At 32.9% G+C, this 22,028-nt stretch carries 19 protein-coding genes; 11 read left to right on the forward strand and 8 right to left on the reverse strand.

From position 1 onward, the window contains the following. The first annotated feature begins 6 nt into the window (after positions 1 to 6). Positions 7 to 1,539, forward strand: a complete 1,533-nt coding sequence (gene hisS, locus GM921_RS13360; RefSeq protein WP_182923135.1) for a histidine--tRNA ligase — start codon at positions 7 to 9, stop codon at positions 1,537 to 1,539. Here hisS and GM921_RS13365 read toward each other — a convergent pair whose 3' ends face one another. From GM921_RS13365 to GM921_RS13375, 3 genes are all read right to left on the reverse strand, one after another. Continuing rightward, positions 1,540 to 2,277 (reverse strand): class I SAM-dependent methyltransferase, encoded by a 738-nt coding sequence (locus GM921_RS13365; protein ID WP_182923136.1) that lies wholly within the window; start codon positions 2,275 to 2,277, stop codon positions 1,540 to 1,542. It abuts the gene before it with no gap. 12 nt (positions 2,278 to 2,289) lie between these two features. Continuing rightward, positions 2,290 to 2,757 carry a nuclear transport factor 2 family protein gene (locus tag GM921_RS13370; protein WP_182923137.1) on the reverse strand — a complete coding sequence of 156 codons (468 nt, stop codon included), beginning with the start codon at positions 2,755 to 2,757 and terminating at the stop codon, positions 2,290 to 2,292. A gap of 79 nt (positions 2,758 to 2,836) precedes the next feature. Further along, positions 2,837 to 3,229: a response regulator transcription factor gene (locus GM921_RS13375; RefSeq protein WP_182923138.1), complete on the reverse strand. Its 393-nt coding sequence runs from the start codon at positions 3,227 to 3,229 to the stop codon at positions 2,837 to 2,839. A gap of 158 nt (positions 3,230 to 3,387) precedes the next feature. Between GM921_RS13375 and GM921_RS13380 the strand changes: the two genes are divergently transcribed. The 3 genes from GM921_RS13380 (at position 3,388) to GM921_RS13390 (ending at position 5,821) form a co-directional block, all read left to right on the forward strand. Then, positions 3,388 to 3,804 (forward strand): OsmC family protein, encoded by a 417-nt coding sequence (locus GM921_RS13380; protein ID WP_182923139.1) that lies wholly within the window; start codon positions 3,388 to 3,390, stop codon positions 3,802 to 3,804. A gap of 134 nt (positions 3,805 to 3,938) precedes the next feature. Beyond that, complete coding sequence (locus tag GM921_RS13385; protein WP_182923140.1) at positions 3,939 to 5,246, forward strand: DUF3887 domain-containing protein; 1,308 nt, start codon at positions 3,939 to 3,941, stop codon at positions 5,244 to 5,246. A gap of 128 nt (positions 5,247 to 5,374) precedes the next feature. Continuing rightward, complete coding sequence (locus GM921_RS13390; RefSeq protein WP_182923141.1) at positions 5,375 to 5,821, forward strand: KTSC domain-containing protein; 447 nt, start codon at positions 5,375 to 5,377, stop codon at positions 5,819 to 5,821. Here GM921_RS13390 and GM921_RS13395 read toward each other — a convergent pair whose 3' ends face one another. Beyond that, entirely contained in the window at positions 5,822 to 6,664 is an 843-nt protein-coding gene (locus tag GM921_RS13395) for an NAD(P)H-binding protein (RefSeq protein WP_182923142.1), read from the reverse strand. 199 nt (positions 6,665 to 6,863) lie between these two features. Here GM921_RS13395 and GM921_RS13400 point away from each other — a divergent pair, with 199 nt between their 5' ends. After that, positions 6,864 to 7,793 carry a DUF2911 domain-containing protein gene (locus GM921_RS13400; RefSeq protein ID WP_182923143.1) on the forward strand — a complete coding sequence of 310 codons (930 nt, stop codon included), beginning with the start codon at positions 6,864 to 6,866 and terminating at the stop codon, positions 7,791 to 7,793. A gap of 21 nt (positions 7,794 to 7,814) precedes the next feature. Here GM921_RS13400 and GM921_RS13405 read toward each other — a convergent pair whose 3' ends face one another. Together GM921_RS13405 and GM921_RS13410 are read right to left on the reverse strand one after the other, a co-directional pair. Continuing rightward, positions 7,815 to 9,536 carry a sodium:solute symporter gene (locus GM921_RS13405; protein ID WP_182923144.1) on the reverse strand — a complete coding sequence of 574 codons (1,722 nt, stop codon included), beginning with the start codon at positions 9,534 to 9,536 and terminating at the stop codon, positions 7,815 to 7,817. A 130-nt stretch (positions 9,537 to 9,666) separates the two neighbouring features. Further along, entirely contained in the window at positions 9,667 to 12,012 is a 2,346-nt protein-coding gene (locus GM921_RS13410; RefSeq protein ID WP_235969836.1) for a PIG-L family deacetylase, read from the reverse strand. Between the two features lie 209 nt (positions 12,013 to 12,221). Here GM921_RS13410 and GM921_RS13415 point away from each other — a divergent pair, with 209 nt between their 5' ends. Together GM921_RS13415 and GM921_RS13420 are read left to right on the forward strand one after the other, a co-directional pair. Further along, complete coding sequence (locus tag GM921_RS13415; RefSeq protein WP_235969837.1) at positions 12,222 to 12,824, forward strand: hypothetical protein; 603 nt, start codon at positions 12,222 to 12,224, stop codon at positions 12,822 to 12,824. A gap of 401 nt (positions 12,825 to 13,225) precedes the next feature. Beyond that, a complete protein-coding gene (locus tag GM921_RS13420) occupies positions 13,226 to 16,006 on the forward strand; it encodes an outer membrane beta-barrel protein (RefSeq protein ID WP_182923146.1) in 2,781 nt (926 codons plus the stop codon). Between the two features lie 138 nt (positions 16,007 to 16,144). Here the strand turns inward: GM921_RS13420 and GM921_RS13425 are convergent, their stop codons facing one another. Then, entirely contained in the window at positions 16,145 to 16,375 is a 231-nt protein-coding gene (locus GM921_RS13425) for a hypothetical protein (RefSeq protein ID WP_182923147.1), read from the reverse strand. A gap of 919 nt (positions 16,376 to 17,294) precedes the next feature. On the opposite strand from GM921_RS13425, the gene GM921_RS13430 reads away from it, so the two are divergent. From GM921_RS13430 to GM921_RS13445, 4 genes are all read left to right on the forward strand, one after another. Then, positions 17,295 to 17,888 (forward strand): Crp/Fnr family transcriptional regulator, encoded by a 594-nt coding sequence (locus GM921_RS13430; RefSeq protein WP_182923148.1) that lies wholly within the window; start codon positions 17,295 to 17,297, stop codon positions 17,886 to 17,888. Positions 17,889 to 17,962: 74 nt separating this feature from the next. Continuing rightward, positions 17,963 to 19,474, forward strand: a complete 1,512-nt coding sequence (locus GM921_RS13435) for a hypothetical protein (protein WP_182923149.1) — start codon at positions 17,963 to 17,965, stop codon at positions 19,472 to 19,474. A 22-nt stretch (positions 19,475 to 19,496) separates the two neighbouring features. Further along, the gene (locus GM921_RS13440) at positions 19,497 to 19,997 is read left to right on the forward strand and encodes a hypothetical protein (protein ID WP_182923150.1); all 501 of its coding nucleotides are present in this window, start codon (positions 19,497 to 19,499) and stop codon (positions 19,995 to 19,997) included. A 134-nt stretch (positions 19,998 to 20,131) separates the two neighbouring features. Further along, entirely contained in the window at positions 20,132 to 21,565 is a 1,434-nt protein-coding gene (locus GM921_RS13445) for an FAD-binding oxidoreductase (RefSeq protein ID WP_182923151.1), read from the forward strand. Between the two features lies 1 nt (position 21,566). On the opposite strand, the gene crcB is transcribed toward GM921_RS13445, so the two are convergent. Further along, positions 21,567 to 21,938 carry a fluoride efflux transporter CrcB gene (gene crcB, locus GM921_RS13450; protein ID WP_182923152.1) on the reverse strand — a complete coding sequence of 124 codons (372 nt, stop codon included), beginning with the start codon at positions 21,936 to 21,938 and terminating at the stop codon, positions 21,567 to 21,569. Between the last annotated feature and the right edge of the window lie 90 nt (positions 21,939 to 22,028).

Below are 22,028 nucleotides of genomic sequence, written 5' to 3' on the forward strand. Positions count from 1 at the left end.
TGCACCATGTCTATTACCAAGCCGAGTTTACCAAAGGGAACAAGAGATTTTTCGCCACAAGAAATGGTGAAACGCAACTATATTTTCGATACCATTAAAACTGTTTTCAAAAAATATGGTTATGCTGAAATTCAAACTCCAAGTATGGAGAACTTGCAAACGTTAACTGGTAAATATGGTGATGAAGGTGATAAGTTAATCTTCAAAATTTTAAATAGCGGAGAATATATAGATAAGAATTCAGTAGAAATAATACAAAAGATTACACAATCTTTCCAAGAAAATAATGTTCAGATTGGGTCATTCGATAATAGCACTAATAAAGTAAGCACTGAGATTCCAGTGTCGCTTGATGATCTAAATATTTTTAATGCATTGAGCGGAGCTGAGAATGCAAAAACAAATTATAGATTATTAATAAATCAACTTACTCCAAAAATTTCAGAAAAAGCACTTCGTTACGATTTAACTGTACCTTTTGCACGTTACGTTGTGATGCACCAAAGCGAAATTTCTTTTCCTTTTAAGCGTTTTCAAGTGCAACCTGTTTGGCGAGCAGATAGACCGCAAAAAGGTAGGTATAGAGAATTTTATCAATGCGATGCAGATGTGGTGGGCTCTCCATCTTTATTAAACGAAGCTGAGTTTATTTTAATTTATCATGAAGCATTAAAAAATTTAGGTTTAAAAGATTTTACCATAAAAATTAATAATCGTAAAATTTTATCAGGCATAGCCGAAATTATTGGCAAACCAGAGTTAATTGTAGACATGACTGTTGCCATTGATAAACTAGATAAAATTGGTTTTGATGGTGTAACTAAAGAATTATTAGAACGTGGTTTTAGCAATGCTGATATTGAAAAACTAAAGCCAGTAATTTTATTACAGGGCGCTAATGAGGAGAAATTGTTGAGTTTGAAATCAGTATTAGCTACCTCAACTATTGGTTTAAAAGGAATTGAGGAAATTGAAACGGTTTTCAACTATGTTTCTAAACTCACAACTCATAATACACAACTCGCAACAACTATCGAACTTGATATTACCCTAGCTCGTGGTTTAAATTACTACACAGGCTGTATTTTCGAAGTTAAAACTAATGAAGTTGCAATGGGAAGCATTGGCGGTGGCGGTCGTTACGATGATTTAACTGGGATGTTTGGCTTAAAGGATTTAACTGGAGTTGGAATTTCATTTGGCGCAGATCGGATTTACGATGTGTTAGAAGAACTCAACTTATTTCCAGCATCTGCAGCACAAGGAACCAAAGTGTTAATTAGCAATTTTGATGAAATAGCTGAGTTATACGCTTTGCCAATTTTGCAACAATTAAGAGCTGCTAATATTTCAGCAGAATTATATCCATCGGCAGCGAAACTTAAAAAACAGATGAGTTATGCGGATGCTAAAAATATACCATATGTGATTTTAATTGGTGGAGATGAAATGAATAGTGGCTTGCTAACATTAAAAGACATGGAAAGCGGAGATCAACAAAAATTAGACATAGCAGCCATTATATCAAAGCTGAATTAATTAAGATTTTCTTCCAACTTTAAGTAAAAGCGGAAAATGTACAGCCATTTGCTCATTATTTCCCCATGCTTTTTTTAAATCTTCGTAAACTAAAGCCATCGGATTTTCTCCATTTGCTTTAATATAATGTTGTAAAGACGACCACGTTTCTAAATAACCGACCAATTGTTCAAAATTCCATTTGGTTAAAATTTCTAGTGCTGGACTTTCTATTGCTGTGAATGGAAAAGGAATGTTAAGGTAATTGTCTTCAATATGCCTTCTTTCTTCATCCCAATATTTGCCTAAAATATCTTCATATAAATAATGAACAACTTTGTCTACCTCAGGGCTTATATGCATAATTCCATAACCAATTGCTGCAAATAAACCATCTGGTTTTAAAACACGTTTTACTTCAGTAAAAAACTCTTCAAAGTTAAACCAGTGTATTGCCTGCGCAACTGTAATTAAATCAAAACTCTCATTCTCAAAATCAGTACGTTCTGCTCTTTCTACCTTGTAAGTAATATTATTTGCCTGAGGAGCATTGCTTAATTGTTGCGCACTAATGTCTGTAGCATAAACCTGCTTAAATGTTTTTGCCAATTCAAAAGCAACTTGTCCGTTTCCAGTAGCACAATCCCAAACTGTATTAAGTTGATTTATATTTTTTAGTAAAAAATCATATAAAGCCTGAGGATATTTGGGTCTGAATTGGGCATAATTATGAGCCTGACTAGAAAAATTGTCTTTCATATTGTTTGAATTTTAGCTACGTTTCATAAAGTTATCTAGGTTTTTCATTGCTGTAGCTTGTATTTTATTTTTTAAAAAGCCTGTCCAACCTAGCAAAATGCCACTTAAACCTAATGCTTGTTTTGCCCAAGTATAAAAATCGAAATGATCTACATGTTTAGTGATTTTCCCGTTTTCTATTTCGAAACTCGCATCAATACGGTTAATTACTTTTTTACCAGTAGATGAAAACGTATAATATGCATCCCAATGAGCTTTGCCAGTAGTTTCATTAGCAGAAACCTCGCTAAATTCTAAGCGCATATCCTTGCTTTTTAAAAGCAACATTTCCCACATCGCTCTTACTTGTTCTGCATTCAGATTTTTAAATACAGCATCACTAAAAGTGGCATTATCTGCATAGCAGGCCTGCATTCCTTTATAATCCTTGTTTTTAAAACAAGTATAAAAAGTGTTAATGAGTTGCTCGTTCGTGTTCATTAGCTATAGTTTTCTTAAATATAGGAAAAATATCGCTGAGCGAAGTTTATTGCCGTTGACTTAAGTCAAGGGTCAGGAATTAATAAGTTTTTCCAGCAAGAATACCTTCAATTTTATCTAAAAGATCATCTATGTCAAAGGGTTTGGCTAAAAATCCATTCGGTTTATGTGGACCATGCTGAACATTTTGAGCGGTATATTTTGCAGAAATCATAAGTACTGGAATATTCGCAGTTTTTTCGTTTGTACGAATTTGACTTAATAATTCTCTTCCATCAGCATCAGGAAGCATAATATCAAGTATCATCATATCTGGCTGAAAAGTATGAATATGCTCCATCATATCTGCACTTTTATTAAGTCCAGAAACTTTGTAGGCTTCGCTTTGTAGAATTAAAGTTATAACATCTAAAATAGCATGATTGTCTTCAATAACTAAGATGTTTTTGTACAGTTTAGAGTTTTTTGCCAAAGCGTTATGATATTTAATCTAGCCACAAAGATATTTAATGCAATGATATTTTTAACTAAATTAATTTAGAGAAAATATGAGTAAATTTATTGTCAGATATTGATAATGAGCAAACATTTATGCCATAAATTATCTTTCTTTATTAAAAAACTAGTGATATGAAAAGAAATGCAACAGCCGTTTGGAATGGCACCGGAAAAGATGGAAAAGGAACGCTAACCACGCAAAGTGGAACCTTAAATCAGACACAATATTCTTTCAAAAGCCGTTTTGAAGAAGGCGTGGGTACAAACCCTGAAGAACTAGTTGCTGCGGCACATTCTGGTTGTTTTACCATGAAATTGAGTTTTAATATTTCGGCTGAGAATATTTCTCCAGAAGAAATTACAACCAAAGCTACCGTTGATCTTAATCCAGAAAAAGGAGAAATTGTAGGCATACATTTAGAAGTAAAAGTTAAAGCAACAGGTTTATCAAAAGAGAAATTTGATGAATTGGTTGCCGATGCAAAAGCAAATTGCCCAATTTCTAAGCTATTAAATGCGACAATAACTATTGAAGCTGAATTATTGTAAATCTCTATTGCTTTAATTTAAAAACGCTGTTATAATTATTTGTAACAGCGTTTTTATTTCACAGTTTTTAACATTAAAGCGATTTAAATATTATTAACTTTGAATCTCGCTAAGTGCGAGGTAATTAAATTTTTATGAAGAAAACCATCCTATTAATTGCGCTATTATTTATAAGTACAGTTTCATTCTCTCAAAATGTTTTAAGTTTATTTGGTAAGGCTAATCAGTTTTTCACCTTGTTAGAGGATGGCAAATTTGACACAGCTCATTCCTATTTTGCAGAAAGTGAGCAAAGTAAAATTTCTGTTGATAATCTAAAACAATTGTGGACTTCTGTAAAAACAAAGTTAGGTAAAACCGAATCTTTAGAAGCTATTCAAAGTAAAGTACAAGGCCAATTTTTTGTTGTAATTGTAAATGGAAAGTTCGAGAAGGATGAGCAAGACTTTATGCTTGCTTTTGATAAGACGGAGAAAATGGTTGGTCTTTTTATGGCGCCAAAAGCTGTTGTATATGCAAAACCTAGCTATGCGGATACTACTTTATATCAAGAGAAATCTGTTTATCTTCAAACGCCAGGTCATCAGCTTGCAGCAGTTATTACTACACCTAAAAATGTAAAGAACTTCCCAATCGTTGTACTTGTTCATGGTTCCGGTCCTGGCGATATGGATGAAACTGTTGGGCCAAATAAACCTTTTAAAGATATCGCTTTAGGGCTTGCTTCAAAAGGAATAGCTACAGTTCGTTACGTAAAAAGAACAGTAATTTACCAAAACGAATTCACTAAAGCATTTACCGTTAAAGAAGAAGTAACGGATGATGCGTTAGCGGCTGTTGCATTGGCTAAAACAGTGCAAGGAGCTGATGTGAAAAACGTGTATTTAATGGGACATAGTTTAGGTGGAATGCTTGCTCCGAGATTGGCAACAATGGCTCCTGATTTAAAAGGAATTATTTTGGCGGCAGCACCAGCTAGAAAGCTGACAGATATTATCTTAGATCAGAATAAATATATGTTTGAACTTGCAAAAGATACAACACAAGCTACTAAAACTATATTACAAGAAGCAACTACTACAATAGAAAAAAGTAGAATCTCTCAGTTGGGGAATATGAAACCAGATTCACTCGTGATAGGTTTGCCAGCATCTTATTGGGTTGATTTAAATTCTTACGATCAAGTAGCTGTTGCAAAAAAACTAAAGCAACGTATTCTTGTTTTTCAGGGAGGGAATGATTTTCAAGTAGCTATGGCTGATTATAATTTATGGAATACTGCATTGGGCAAAAAATCAAATGCAACGTTGAAATTATATCCAGAATTAAATCATTTGATGAGCCCGCAAACGGAGAAAGGAACAACGGCTCAATATCAAGTTCCTGTAAACGTATCAGAAAAGCTAATTGATGATATTGCGGCATGGATTAAAGCGAAGTAAAACAATTAGTATAGCCACTATTAGAATTTTCCTTTAAAAAGCGTACCTTTGCACAAAAATTGTTTTACTGGGAGTTGCGCTTTAAAATCTTGCAATCATTTCATAAACAATAACATATAAAAAGGTTTATGAAAAAAGTTGGAGATTACAGAAAAACATTAGGCGTTACTAAAGCTACAGAGTTAAAAGAAATCAAGAGTATTTATAGAGGCTTGATGAAAGATTGGCACCCTGATAAATTTAGTGCTGATGCAGAAAAACACACTGAAGCTGAAGAAAAAAGTAAAGAAATCATCGAAGCTTATAACTTTTTATTGAGTATTGCACCAGAAACTTTGGAGCATGCTAAAGAAGAGTACATTCAAACAACAACTTTATCAAATATTCAAGATTTTCAATATAAAGATCAAATTTTACGCATTGACTTTTTTGATGGCAGTGGTTACGAATATTTTGATGTGCCAAGAGCAATGTATATCAAATTGGTAAACGCAGATTCGCCAGGAAGATTCGCTAGAAGACATATTTTCAATGCATTTCCTTATCGTAATGTAAGTAAATTGGCAATGGCTTAATCAGCTTAGTGTCTCAAAATATTTATCCCAATTCTTAAAAACGTATTCGTAAGCTAAAACTTCGGGTACGTTTTTGCTTTCTATCTGTTTCCAACTTAAAAGTTCAGCAATAAATGATGGCTCTTCTAAGCTTGATGCAATGCAGGCTTTGGTATAAAAATCTTTTCTAGTAGGATGATTTGGAGTTACTCCGTGATATATTTTCCCGAATGCTTTTTGTTTAATAATTACTTCAGTAATTCCAATACAATCAGCTAAATGAATTAAATTTATTGGAGCTAATCCATTAGCAATATCTTTTTTACCTGCAAAATGTTTTGCCAAATTTCTTTCAGGTCCAATTAATCCCGCAAAGCGGATAATAGTTGCGGTAAAAGTCTGATTTTGCTTTAAAATGTTTTCTGCCGCAAGTATAGCTTTTCCAGAATCAGTGGTTGGTTGAGGAATGGTATTTTCATTTACAACGAAATTTCCATCCTGATAAACCTTTGTCGAACTAATAAAAACAACCTGCTTAACTTTCGCTTTTTGTGCAGCTTCGGCAATTTTTTCAATTTTGACAGGAAAATCTAGCAGTTGCGGAGAATTCTTTTTCGGCGGAATACAAATAAATAACACATCACAATCAAAAAAATCGACATCATATTCGGTTTTATCTGCTTCGAAATTAACAAGGTAAGGTTGAATATTCTCAGTTTTAAGAATAGCTATTTTCTCTTCGCTAGTTGTTGATCCTTTAACTGAATATCCATTTTCGATCAATTTTTTCGCTAGAGCAAAACCGTACCATCCACATCCTAAAATGCTAATTTTCTCTTTTCGTTCTGTTTGTTGATTTGTCATTTAATAAAAAAGAATTTAGAACAAGATAGTTTAATGAATGCTAAACAGTGTCACTTTGTTGCCAAAAAAGAAAATTGCTAAAGAATTGGATACAACGTAACTTATTCAGGTTTAGAGTATCTTATTTATGTGATTACAAAAGAATGAAGATTTTATCTAATGATATGCTTAATTTTAATCGGAAACTAAAAACAAAAAAATGAAAACTACAATCAAAACCATTGCGTTGCTTTTTGTGGTATTAGGTATGCATGCAGAACTTAATGCACAAGGAGTTAAATTGCCACAAGCAAGTAGCGGGCAAACTATTGTTCAAGATTTAGGACTTGGGAAAATCACATTATCTTATTCTCGTCCAAATGTAAAGGGGCGTAAAATATTTGGAAACTTAGAACCTTATGATAAAGTTTGGCGCACAGGGGCAAACACAGCAACGGTAATTAAATTTACTGATGCGGTGAAAATTAATGGTCAAGATGTTCCAGCTGGCGAGTATGGCTTATTTACAATCCCTAATAAAACAGAATGGACTGTAATTTTAAACAAAACACCAAAACAATGGGGTGCGTATGATTATAAAGAAGCAGATGATATTTTGCGTATTAAAGTAAAGCCAATGACAATAAAAGATAAGGTAGAGACTTTTACCATGCAATTTGCTAATGTATTACCAACTTCTGCTCAACTTGATATGATGTGGGAAAATACTGCGATAGCTGTTAACATTACTACATCTATTGATGAACAAGTAATGGCAAGTATTGATGCAGCAATGAAAACTGATAAAAAACCTTATGTTGGAGCCGCACAGTATTATTTAGATAATGGAAAAGATTTAGCAACCGCTTTAAATTGGATGAATGAAGCTGAAAAGGCAAATCCAAAAGTGCCATATATTAAATTATGGAAAGCTAAAATACAATTGAAAATGGGAGATATTGCAGGAGCACAAGCAACTGCACAAGCTGGTGTTGATTTAGCTACTGCAAATAAAGATGACGAATACGTTAGGCTGAATACATGGGTGTTAGAAGAGGCAAAACGCCAAACCAAATCAAAAAGTAATGATGGCAGCACAACTCGAGTTCGGACTGTAACTACTACAACCAGAGAAGTTAGAAGGAATTAAATACTAATAATTTGCAATGAATTAAAAGGTTGTTGGAGTTTTTTCAGCAACCTTTTTTGTTGATTGTTGAATAATAAGCGATAAGATAACCACCAATAAACAGCCAATAACATTTAACCAAAGATAGGCCACTACTTTGTTGTAACCACAAATACAAACTACAATTTCTGATAAAATTGCAGCATAAAACACAGACTTTCCGTTAATTTTCTTGAGGTAAAAAGCGACAATAAATACACCTAAAATTGTTCCGTAAATAAAAGAGCCAAGTATGTTTACGGCTTCTAATAAATTGCCAATTTTACTTGTAAATAATGCCATAACGATACAAACCACGCCCCACATAATGGTTGCCCAACGGGATGCTTTTACATATTGCTGATCTGTTGCTTCCTTGTTGATTAATCTTTTGTAGATATCTACAACAGTGGTAGAAGCTAAAGAGTTTAATGCACTTGCCGTAGAACCCATAGATGCTAGAAAAATAATGGCAATCAATAAGCCTATTAATCCTTTTGGTAAATATTGAGTAACAAAACTTAAGAAAACATAATTATTATCGTTTGTAGCACCATTTTTTTCTGCATTCTTATCATTCTTAATCATTAAATCCGTTAAGCTTTTTCGAATGCTTTTTGTCTGATCATCTGCTTTTTTTACCGCAATGCGTTGTTGATTAATGGCGGTTTTATTGTTCTCATCCAGAATTTTATCAAGCTTAATTACTTCTAAACGTTTGGTTTCAAAAGATTTGTTATAATCTTCATTTATCTTTTTCAGCTCTGCTTTGTACGGACTTTGCTCTAATTTATTTAACTCGTATTTATTAAAAAATAGTGGTGGTTTGTTGTACTGATAAAAGGTGAAAACCAAAATCCCAATTAATAAAATTAAAAACTGCATAGGAATTTTTACCAAGCCATTCATTAATAACCCTAACCGACTTTGGCTTACAGATGCACCTGTAAGGTAACGTCCCACTTGACTTTGATCTGTGCCGAAATAAGAAAGTTGAAGAAAAAATCCACCAATTAATCCGCTCCAAACTGTGTACGGATTATCCCAATCGAAATGAAAATCAATCGCATTTGTTCTGCCCATTTTTCCTGCAATGGTGATAGCTTTACCAAATCCAATATTTCCTGGAAGGAGATGAACAACCATAATTCCGGCAGCAAACAAACCACAAAAAATAATGCTCATTTGCAAGAGTTGCGTATAAGACACTGCTTTTGTGCCACCGTAAACAGTATAAAAAACTACTAAACTGCCTATAAATAAAGTTGTATAAGTGGTGTCGATATTTAAAATAGTTGATAAAATAATTGATGGTGCATAAATAGTAATTCCGGTAGATAATCCCCTTTGGATTAAAAATAAAAAAGCAGTTAGCGCCCTTGTTTTAAGATCAAAACGTTGTTCTAAATATTCGTACGCTGTATAAACTTTTAACCGATGAAAAATAGGCACAAAGGTGATGCACAAAACAATCATCGCCAATGGCAAGCCAAAATAAAATTGCACAAAGCTCATTCCCGATGAATAAGCCAATCCAGGCGCCGATAAAAAAGTAATTGCACTTGCTTGTGTGGCCATTACCGAAAGGCAAACGGTATACCAAGGCAAACTTTGATTGCCCAATAAATAGGCCTGCATGCTTTGTGCACCACTACTTTTGTAAATGCCATAACCTACAATTGCCAATAAGGTTGTAAATAATACTGCCCAATCTACGTAGCTCATTCGAAATATTTAGTGAAAGCGTAAAACAATGCAATCAAAAAAGCTAGCCATAGAATTAGTAATCTATAAAATTGTTTCCAGGTTTTTACAAATGGAGGTAATTCTTGCTCTGGTTGCTTTTCTTCCATAATTAGGGTTGTTTTGGCGCTAGTAAATTTGCAAATAATCGATATGCACCTGGTACACCTGCGGGTAATTCTCTGAAGAAAACTAAAGAGGTATAAACAAATTTTCCTTTACCATAATTGGCGATAAGTAGAGATCCATCGCTGGCAGTTTCACCCGTATCATTCATGCTTAAAATCGACGTATATTTTGGATCCATATCTGATGCAAAATAAATACCTCGCTCTTGTACCCAACCCTCAAAATCTTTATCAGTTATTTTATTAGGATAGTTTAAAGCTGGATTTGTAGGTGCCAGAAAGTTAATTTTAGCGTCTTCCTCCGTTACTCTTTTATTAGAAACTTTAAAAGGATAAGGACCAATATTTTGTGTTTTTAAACCATTATTTACATTGTATTGGATTAATAAGGTTCCACCGTTTTGTACATACGCTAATAATTTAGGTTGTATTATTTTCACTTCGTTATTAATATTATACAAACGAACACCAGTAACAATCGCGTCGTAAATGGAAAGGTCATTGTTAAGAATTTGTGCGGTAGTTAAGTGCGTTACTTCATAACCAATTTGTTTCAATGCATCAGCTACTAAATCGCCAGCCCCATCAATATAAGCAATGCGTTTGCCAACAATTTTTAAGTCTACTTTTTCTAATCTGGCACTAGCCTGAGGAAAAATAGTGATGTTAGGAATATGCTCGTAACTAATTGTCTTTAAACTTTTATCATCAAAATTTCCATTGGTATTTACCTGTAAAATTAAATTTCCGCTGCTTATTTCATTTCCTGGAGTAACGCTAAAATCCACAATTTGTTCATCGCCTTTTTTCTCTAAATTGAAATCAATTTTTTCAGGACTACTCTTCCATCCCTTTGGTAATTGAGGCGTTACGAAACCAGTACTATTGTTGCGAAAACTTTTAAGATGAACGGTAATGTTTTTAGCAGAATTACCATTAAATAAATAAGCTTTCTCACTCATTGTGGCTGTAACCGCAGGTGCTATAACTAAAGGCTGATAACGTTCACCGCGAATTGGATCTGTAGATTTGAAAACCAGAGGACTATTCAACTCGATTTGCTGGTTGTTAATTGTTAATTGAAGTTTTAAGCTTAACGGTTTTGGGTTTTCTGGAAAGCCAACATCTTGTTGAGAATCTATTACAAATTGACCAACGGGATGATTTTTTGTTAGCCAATAAGGCTGAGTACTATTAGCCGTTGAAGTAGCAACTTTATAATCGGAAACTACCAATTTATTCGATTCGAGTTGAATAGGTTTTTGATTAGCAATTGTTAAAGAAATATCTTTTGCTCTGGCAATTGCCTGAATTTTAACTGGAATTGAATCACCAACGGCATAGGTATTTTCTAAAGCATCGGTTTCTACCCAAACTCCAGCACAAGCCAAAATCAAATCATCCACTAATTTATGATCAAAAGAAATATCCTTTGTCGCATTTTTAAGTTTTAATAAATTGGGTAAGGAAAGCCAAGGTGCGTTAACACGATAATTAGTTTGAATTTCTGATACTAAAGATGCGATTTCCTTATTTTCTATTGTTGTATTTATTCCATCAAAAAGTGAATTTTTAGCAGGTTCGCCGGCAACAGGACTAAAATATTCGAATGCTTCGCCACGTTGCAAAGTAGAACCAAAACCTTGACTTTTATGGTTTGTACGACTAATCGCCGCAATTTCACCATAACTTTTACCTAAAAGCGGATTGTATAAACCCACATCTATTTTAAGCTGGTCGGCGGATGTTGTGTTTGTTCCGCCAAAATTAAAAGTATTCCAAACTATTCTTTTTGCTTGCCAAACCTGCACATATTTCAATTGTTCAGGAAAGCGTTTAGGATCTGCAGCAGCAGAAAAAGCTTCTCTAGCTAAAATTGCTGAACCCGAATGATGACCATGTCCAGCTCTAGCATCTTCAGGGAAACGAGTGATAATAACATCTGGTTTAAACTTGCGAATTACCCAAACTACATCGGCTAAAATTTGTTCCTTACCCCAAATTTTAAAGCTTTCTTCGGGTGTTTTAGAAAACCCAAAATCGTTTGCTCGAGTAAAAAATTGTTCGGCACCATCAATACGGCGAGCGGCCAATAATTCTTGCGTACGAATTAACCCGAGCAATTCTGCTTGCTCGTTGCCAATTAAATTTTGTCCGCCATCGCCTCTGGTAAGTGATAAATATCCCGTTCTTAATTTTTGCTCTTTTGCCAAATACGCTAATAACCTTGTATTTTCATCGTCTGGATGTGCTGCAATATATAATACACTTCCTTTAACACTTAGCTTTGAGATACCCAATGCAATTTCGGCAGCATTCATTTGCTGCATTTGAGCTTTTAAAAGAAAAGGAAATAATAAGAGTAAAGCGAAAAAATAAGCTCGACAGTTCATATGGTTTGGTTATAGCACTAAATTAATTAAAATTTAACAGAACAAATGGCGAGGAAATTTTCTTTACGTAACAATTTGCCTTACATTGTTGTTGCATACCTAAAGAAGGTGATTTTATACCTTTCTCTGTAATTATCCGTTAGTATATGATGAATAAAATAGTTTTAGTTTGCCTTTTGGCCGTTGGTTTCTCTTCATGTAGCATTAATAAACAAGCTCAACAAATTAAGGCATTAGAGCAATGCGATTATAAATTAATTGATGCATCTAACATTACGATTGCAGGTACGGATGTGAAAAAATTGATCAATGAAAAATCAGTTAATCTAGTAAGTATTCCGGCTTTGGCCTTAGGTTATTTAAGGAAGGACATTCCGTTAAGAGCAAATTTAAATCTTCAAATTACTAATCCATCGGGTGCTTTAGCCGCTATAAATAATTTCGAATATATCATTCTAATTAATCGTCAAGAAATTGCAAATGGCTCAGTAGATCAAAGAGTTAGTATTGATGCAGGCAAAAACGTGACTGTACCTATTCAATTAAATGCTAATATTTATCAGTTTGTAGCAAACGGAAAGATTTTAGATGATATTACTGCATTTTTAACCAGCGCAAGTAAGGGCACAGAAAAAAAGGGAATGGTTACTATAAAAATAAAACCATCTATACTAGTTGGGAATAATTTAGTAAAATATCCAGGTTATATCACCATTGATAAAGAAGTAAGTAGTAAGATTCTGTTGTAAAATCTTAAAAGCTCTCTAAATTTCACTCAAATTTAATTATAACCACATAGGCACATAGATTTTTATGAGAGCCAAGGCCTTATAGAATGCCTGAAGGCATTGCAAAAGGTACACAAAGGCTATGTAGAAGATTAATCTTCCTATCCCACAAAGTCAAACATCCTATGTGCCTATGTGGTTTCATTTTTAGACAGTTTCTTAGTTCATCACATTTATTCTTACTTTCATCACATTTCATAAAATGATTTTCTTGTAATTATCATTTTCGGTAATTGATGCAAATTTCTATCTACTAAATAATAGTAACAAACCCGTTACGGTATTATTTTAATCAACTATTTATTTAGTTTTGATGTAACATTGTAAAAAATCTAGTGTCTTTTATCTGTTTACTCCATTTTATGAAGAGAATTTTATTTACCCTTGCCTTAGTTTTATGTGCTAATTTTTTGTTTGCCCAAAAGGGAAGCATTACCGGAGTTTTGTTAGATAGCGCAAATCAAAAACTCACTTTAAATTATGCCACAATTTCTGTTTATAAAGGTTCAGATACAGTTTTAACCACTTATAAACTATCGGATGATAAAGGCGTATTTAAGATTTCTAACCTCGAAACAGGGATAAAATATCGTTTGGTAGTTAATGCTTGGATGTATACGGTTTTGCGTAAGGAAGTAACTTTATCGTCGAATGAACTTAATTTAAACTTAGGGAAATTATTGCTTTCGGGGAAAACGAATAATTTGAATGAAGTAGTTATCAATTCTGAAAGACCACCTATAATTGTTCGAAAAGATACCATAGAATTTAATGCAGAATCTTTTAAAACTTTGCCGACTGCGGTGGTTGAAGATTTGCTGAAGAAATTGCCAGGAGTTGCAATCGCATCAGATGGTTCGATACAAGTTAATGGAAAAACGGTAAGCAAAATTTTGGTTGATGGGAAAGAGTTTTTTGGCGGCGATCAGCAAATGGCGACTAAAAATTTACCAGCAAATATTATAGATAAAATTCAGGTGAGCGATGATAAAGAAGCAAAACGACGAGATCCAGATCTATTAGCAGGGAACACACCTCAAGTCATCAATTTAAAGTTGAAAAGAGCAATTAAGCAAGGAGCTTTTGGTAAACTTTACGCAGGTGGCGGGCCAAATGATTTGTTTGAAGCCGGTGGTATTATGAACTTTTTTAGAGATACTACGCAAGTAAGTGTTTTGGCTTACGGTAATAATATTAATAAACCAGGGTTTAGTATTGGCGATGTTTCTCGTATAGGAGGATTTAGTAGAGCGGGCATTAATTCGATAATGATTAATAGTGAAGGAGGTTTTGAGTTAAATAATATTGGTTTTGGAGGAACTTCCACAGGTGTACAAAGATCTTTAGGTGCTGGTGCAAATTTTAATACATTAACCAAAAATGGAATCAAGATTAATGGAAAATATTTCTTTGGGCAGGCTAAAAGTTTAATTGATCAGCTTGTTAATGTTGACCAGAATTTAGGGAGTGACAAACAGTATACGAGCACAATCTCAAATCAACAAAACAAAAGTTATAATCACAATTTTGGAGCGAGAGCCGAATGGAAAATAGATAGTTTAACAAATTTCTCTTTTGAGCCAACGGTTACGCTTAATACTTTAAGAAATTTAGGTGCACTTCAAACCGAAAATAGAAACACCGCTAATGATCTAATAAATAATGGTGTAAATAATTCTCGTTTACGAGGCGACAATGCAGATTATTCTCTACTGACTAGTTTATGGAAAGATTTTAAAAAAGCTGGACGTTCTCTAAATACCAGTGTTAGTATTACTAAAAAGAATAACTTAAACGATAATTTTAATAACTCAATTAGTAATTTTTATATACCAGCGCCGCCATCAACATTGATTATAGATCAGTTAAGAGATAATAATATTAGAAACTTGGGGGTTTATTTGAATGCAAATTACAATGAACCTATTAGTAAAAAACTACGATTAAGTTTGGCCGTTGGTGCAAATTATTTGGATAATGAAAATGCACTGTCTACTTTTTATAAAAATCCACTTGATCAAGCTTATGATGTAGAAGTGCCAAATTTGTCTCAAACGGTTACGCAAAGCGGATATAAATCGAACACCAGAACAAGTTTACGATGGAAAGCAACAAAAGATCTAAGCATACAGCCAGGCTTTGTTTTTAATACAATTGATTTAAAAAACTCCTTTAGCTCATACCCCTCATTTGAACAACATTATCAGTTTATTGCGCCTTCATTAAATATTACCTATAAAGGGTTTAATTTAGGTTATTCGCCTTCATTTAGAGAGCCAGATGTAAAGTATATTCAGCCAGTTGCCGATAATACAAATCAATTATTTGTGCAAAAAGGTAACCCAAATTTACTGCCAGCTAAATCTTATCAGGTGAACTTAAATGTTTATAAATACGATACAAAACGTTCGCTTAATTATAATCTAAACTCGAATGGAAGTGTTCAAAATAATGCTGTAATTATGGCTAGAACTATTTCTCAATCTGGCGTTCAAACTAATACTCCAATTAATGCTGATGGGATCTGGCGTTTTTATTTAGGTGGAAACATAAACAAAGACTTTAAAAATGGCAAAAGACAATTTACGTTTGGAACAGGGTTTTATTCTAATTTCACCCGCAATATTGTACAGGTAAATGATGTAAGAAGTTACGCTAAAAATATAACCATAGCGCCAAGAATTAGTGGTAGAATTAACTTAAATGATAAATTTGAACTAGGAGAATCATATAGTGTTGCTTATAACAAAAGCACTTATGATGATGCGTTTTATAGAGATTTAAATTTCTATACGCATAACAGTGAAACGGAATTAATTGTTCGTTTACCAAAGAAAATGGTTTGGGAAACCACTTACAAAATCCAACATAACACACAAACTACAGCAGGCTTTAACAACAATGTCGAAATTTGGAATGCTGCTCTTACTTTATTGTTTATGAAGAATGATAGGGCTCAGTTAAAGTTTGCGGTTAACGATATTCTAAATACCAATACAAGAAGATATATTACTATTAGTGAAAACTCTATTCGCGATACACGTACAAATAACTTAGGCCGACATGGTTTAGTAACTTTAACATACAACATCCAAAATTTTGGTGGCAAAGTAGGCGGTAAGGATACGTTTTTTAGGTTTTAATGATCAGACTATGACTGTTTGAGCTATTTGCGTAGCTCATCTCGAACTAAATAAGATAAAATAAGGCATTAGTATAAACCTGAGTTCGATTATTATTTCTTTAGAAATATTGTAAAGCAAAGCTTAAAGCCAAATACACTAACTTGTGCCCTTTGTTGGTTTATTCTTATAACTAGTCTCTTGGGTTTTCCAATATTGCTCTGGCGTTATGCCAATATGAATACAAACATGGTCTACTGTTAGTTCTTTAGGTTCAATAATCCCCAATTTTCGCTTAATGGCTTTCAATTTGCGAAAGCCGGTAGATCTACAACATTTATATAACGCCATAATGTTTTTAGCGTGAACGAAGATTTCTTCATTATCCATAGTAGTTGATTTATTATTTTTTTGTTACTGTTCATTTGTAGTTTTTCTGCTTAATTTAAAGGTGTACACCTATATATGTTCGACAAGAAATGGATATAATCTATCGAACAAACACAATTGTATAGCAAACAATGCCTTAAGTAGAGTAAACTATTGATATAATACGCAAGATGTGAGCCATAATACGATAAGAAATGCCTTAAGTAGAGCAAACTATTGACATAATACGCTAGATGTTGCCCATAATATGGTAAGAAAAGACCTTTTCCTATCAGGAAATGTTCATTTCCTGTCAAGAAAATTGGAAATGAAATAAATGTATATGTGCTTTTAAATAGTTATTAGGGCGTTTTTGGGGTAAAACCGTGTAATAAGTTGCCCAATAAAAGACTATTAATTAGTCTCAGTTCGTCTCATTTAGTATAATTAGTGTTTAAAAGTGACTAAGTGTTATTAAAAGTGTTCATTTAGTATCACGGTGAATCTTGGTGGTAAAGTAGGTGGTAAGGAGACGTTTTTTAGGTTTTAGACAATAGACATTTGACGGTTGTTCATTGACATTGCATAAAAAACAGTTGACAATTGTTCTTTGTTGGTTAACAATTTAAAAAATACAGTTAACAATTGTTCTTTGATGGTTGACATTGTACAAAATACAGTTGACAATTTGCCTTTGACGGTTGACAATGAAAAAAACACAGTTAACAATTTGCCTTTGCAAGCCTTCGGCGGTAGTTTTTACACTATATAACAACCTTACAAGATGGTTAATATTTGATTGGATAGATTATCCTTTGGCAGGGATGCTAACTAAAACAAAGAAGTGGTTAACGCAATAAGACATCATATTTTTGTAATAAAAAGGACTAATTAACTAGTCTTTTGGCTGTTTTAAGCTAATGTTTATTCATATTAGGTTATGCCTAATGAAAATTTATACCCCGAACATGAAAGCTTGTTTAATGTATTTAATTCCATTTATCCGTTAAGTGATGAATTAAAAAAAGCCATTGTTAATGAGAGTAACATTATACATGTTGAAAAGAAAACCCAATTATTAAATGCTGGCGAAACAAGCAATAATATCTATTTTATTAATAAAGGGGCTGCTAGAGTTTACTATTTAGATAAAGAAGGTGCTGAAATTACCTCATGGTTTTTGTTTGAAAATGAACTGCTTATTTCAGTATATAGTTTTTTTACAGGTTTGCCTGGCTTTGAATACCTAGAAACTTTAGAAAACTCAACTCTTATAGTTTTAAAACGTGAAAAGTTAAATAAACTGTACGAAAAATACTTGGACTTTAATTTTATTGGCAGAAAACTTACTGAGTTTTATTATATCCGAAATGAAATTCAAGCAAATGAATTAAGGGTGCTTACCGCAAAACAACGTTACCAGAGGTTGTTGACAAATAACCCTAAGTTATTAAATCGAGTTTCTTTAGGTCATATCGCCTCTTATTTAGGCATCTCTCAAGAAACTTTAAGTAGAATTAGAAAGCAAATTTGATTTTTTGACATTTGTCAAAAGTTGGGAGAGAAACATAACATAGTTTTGAATATAAACATTAACCAAAACTATTTATGAAAAAACTATCACAAACTAGAAGCATTAAAAAGAGCAGGTTCTTCCTTTGTACAATTGTTCTTCTATTATTTATCGGATCTTGTACAAAAGACAACTTTAAAGAGAAAGACCAAGAACCAAAAAAAACATTAGCTGAAAATTCTCCTGATTTAAAAAATAGATTAGCTGAAATTAAAAGAAATTTCTATTTACGAAAATTAGAGGATAAGTTAAAAACAAACATAGATGAAAATTTAATTTGGATGCCCGAATGGGATAATCCACGTATTCAAACTGTCAACGATAGTGTTTCATATGTATTTTATCCATTGATAGGTCACATTTTGAAAGATGGCAAATTGTTAAGGGCTGAAGAATTGGGAGCGAAATCTTACATTATCGTAAAAAACGAAAAATATTATTTTCGTGGTAGGTATTATCAGCCTAATAATCAGAATATCATTAAATCTGACAGCAAGTTAAATGAAATCAATACTAAAAATTTTACAGGTAAGCTTTTTCTAAGTAATTTAGAGGTTAAGGAAAATTATGTCATTGATTATAAAAATGGAGAAATTAGTGATACCTATCATAAAAATGGAGAAATAGCTCTCAAAAAATTACAATCAAATAAAGGAGTTATCTCATTTTTTGAGAATTATTGCCATACAGAAATGAAATCATGTACCTATTATACGTATTTGTCGAGCTGTGGGGGTGGTCTTGTTATCGAATATAGTTATGATTGCCAACAACCTAGCTATTGCCAAAACTCAATTTGGATATTAGGTGATTATAATATAGAGGATGTATGTGAAAGTGTTTGGTTTCCTGATCCACCAGAACCAATAGATCCGGGTAATGGTGGTTCAAATGAAGGTTCTAATGATATCCCCGATGATCCAATTTTACCAGGACAGGAACATCCTGCAATTGATATAAAGAAGTATACAAAATGTTTTGATAATATACCCAATGCTGGAGCAACATACAAGGTTATAGTTCAAGTTCTAGAGCCCGTTCCAGGAACCTCTTATAATTATGGGCCAATAAATGGTGTTGGTCATACTGCTATAACAATGATTAAGCAAGGAAGTAATGGTTTAAAAACGACGCAAACTGTTGGCTTTTACCCTACAACTAATTCATTTAGTAGTCCCTCAAAAATGGTTAACAATTCTGATCAAACAGATTATACAATTAGAATGATATTTGACATGGGAAGTAATTCAACAGATTTTAATAAAATTATATCAAGTATTGAAAATCCACCATCAAATTATCAATTATTAGGAATGAATTGTACAGCATTTGTAGTCGGAGCGTGTGCGGCAGGAGGAATAACCTTACCTAATGCAAACACAACTGTAGGACCTTACCCTGCTGGATCTGGGGCCGCTACAGTCGCAATGACACCAGGTGGCTTAGGCTCTAGTATGCGATCAGCTCATGCTTCAGGCGATAGTAGAATTTCTTCAGGAGCTTCATCCACTGGCAACAATCCAGCAAGTAATGGGCCCTGCAATTAATAATTTAATGTAATATATGAGTATGGAAAAGTTAAAGAAAGTATCTATTAATGAATATCTTAAATTCGTTCTTATAATTAATGGTATATGTTTAATCACAGGCCTTTGGCTTTGCTACAAGCATTACTTTAATAATCCAGAAAAAGGACTTGATGATTTTTTCTTTGCACTATCAATTTATTCTTTGAGTTCATTTTTTGCAGCAATGGCTATTAGAAAATATGGTGTGGATAGCCGAAAGGCGAAACAGTGGTTAATTGCGGGAATATTTTTTGTGGTTTTAAGTGGATTGTACATGTATATAGAAATTTTCAATAGAACATTGTTAATTCCGATAATTAGTGTAATTGCTCTCCATAGTATATTATTTATAGCCACATTAATAGCGTTTAAAAATTTAAAAGCATTCGAATGGTTAATGTATGCCATAATTCTATTATCCGTTATTAGTGCAGTTTTTCCAACTTATATCTTCTTTATGTTGATTATTGGTTTTATTTTTATGCTTACTAATTCTCGATAACCCGCAGAACAATTTCTTTTTAGGTTTAAGTATGCCTGCTTTTCGAGATGCTAACTTAGTGCGTTTCGAAAAGCACTTGTTACAATTAATTCTTGTAAGAAAGGAAGTCAGATAAACTATTATCAAAAGTTAAGATGAAGAATAGAAAAAATGTAAATTTCACTTTATTAAAAACTTATCTTGTTCTTCTTGTAGCTCTACTTTTCTCTTGCTTAAACAATAAACCTAAGCAAGAGCAAAATGTAGTAAATGATGTTACTCAACTCAACCCTATAAAAGTTAGAGGTATAGTAACACCTAAGTCAACTGCAGAAATTATTAATGTTGTTAAAAATCACAAAGGCTCTATTTCAATTGGAGGTGGTAGATTTAGCATGGGTGGGCAAACGGCTACTGAAAATGCAATTCAAATTGATATGCGAAAGTATAATCACATTGTTAGCTTTTCCAAAGAGCAAAAAGAAATTACTGTACAAGCAGGAATTAGATGGAGGGAATTAATTCAGTTTATTGATAAATATGACCTCTCTGTTAAAATTATGCAAACCTATGCAAATTTCACAATTGGAGGTTCGTTAAGTGTTAATGTGCATGGAAGATATGTTGGACAAGGGCCAATTATCTTATCGGTGAAGAGCATAAAAGTAATTTTAGCAAATGGAGATTTTGTAATGGCTAGTGCAACTCAAAATCAAGAAATTTTTTATGCTACAATTGGTGGATATGGTGGGATAGGAATAATTGCAGAAGTGACATTATCATTAACCGATAATTGTAAGTTAGAAAGGAGTGATAAAGTGATGGATATTAAAGATTATTATAAATATTTTACTTCAACAATTAGAAATAATGATAAAGTGGTTTTTCATAATGCAGACATTTATCCAAATACCTATGATGAGATAAGAGCAATTTCCTACAGTAAAACTGATAAAGAATTAACCATAAAAGATAGATTAAAGCCTAATGATGGAAGTTTTGCGATGAATCGTTTTGCAATTAAAACTGTTTCAAGTTCATCTTTTGGTAAATGGATTAGAAAGACAATTATTAATCCGATTTATTATGAAAATAATCCTGTTGAATGGAGAAATTATGAGGCGACTTATGATGTTAAGGAACTTGAACCTAGCTCAAGGAACAAAACAACATACGTTTTGGAAGAGTATTTTGTTCCTGTAGAAAAGTTCGATTCTTTTTATCCTAAAATGATTAAAATCCTTAAGGAAAACGAAGTTAATGTAATGAACATTTCCATTAGGCATGCTAAGCAAGATCCAGGTTCAATAATGGCATGGGCTAAAACAGAAGTCTTTGCATTTGTAATTTATTATAAACAGGGAGTAACTAATAAGGATAAGAAAAAGGTAAAAGAATGGACACAACAATTGATAAATGCTGCGCTCTCAGAGGAAGGATCTTATTATTTGCCTTATCAAATTCATGCTACGAAAGAACAATTTTTAAAAGCATATCCTAATGCTAAAGAATTTTTCAAATTGAAAAAGAAATATGATCCAGATTATAAATTTAAAAACAAGCTTTTTGATGCTTATTATCGAAACTGATTTATTTCGTAATCATCAATCCCAAACCAACAGCTAAAAAACCTACAACAATACTTGCAAGTGCATACGCTATTAAAGTGATGTAATTATTGTTTTGCAGTAAGGAAATATTCTCTGCGGCGAAAGTAGAAAAGGTAGTGTAACCACCACAAAAACCAGTAATAAATAAAAGCCTTACATTCTGATTGGAAGAAATGTTTTGTCCAAAAAACCCAATTAATAGCCCAATAATAAAACATCCTAAAACATTGGTGATAAATGTTGCCAATGGAAAAGTACTCGCATAATATTTTGCGGTTAATACAGAAGTAAGATAACGGAAAATGCTTCCTAATCCGCCGCCAAAGCCTACCAATAAAAGTTGTTTTATCATTATTAAAAGTATTTATATCGGATCCAGTTTTTCAACATTAAGGAATTAAGATAAAGTCGACTACATCTTTACAAATCCCTTAATTCTTCT

The organism is Pedobacter planticolens, from assembly GCF_014172375.1.
Classification (GTDB): domain Bacteria; phylum Bacteroidota; class Bacteroidia; order Sphingobacteriales; family Sphingobacteriaceae; genus Pedobacter; species Pedobacter planticolens.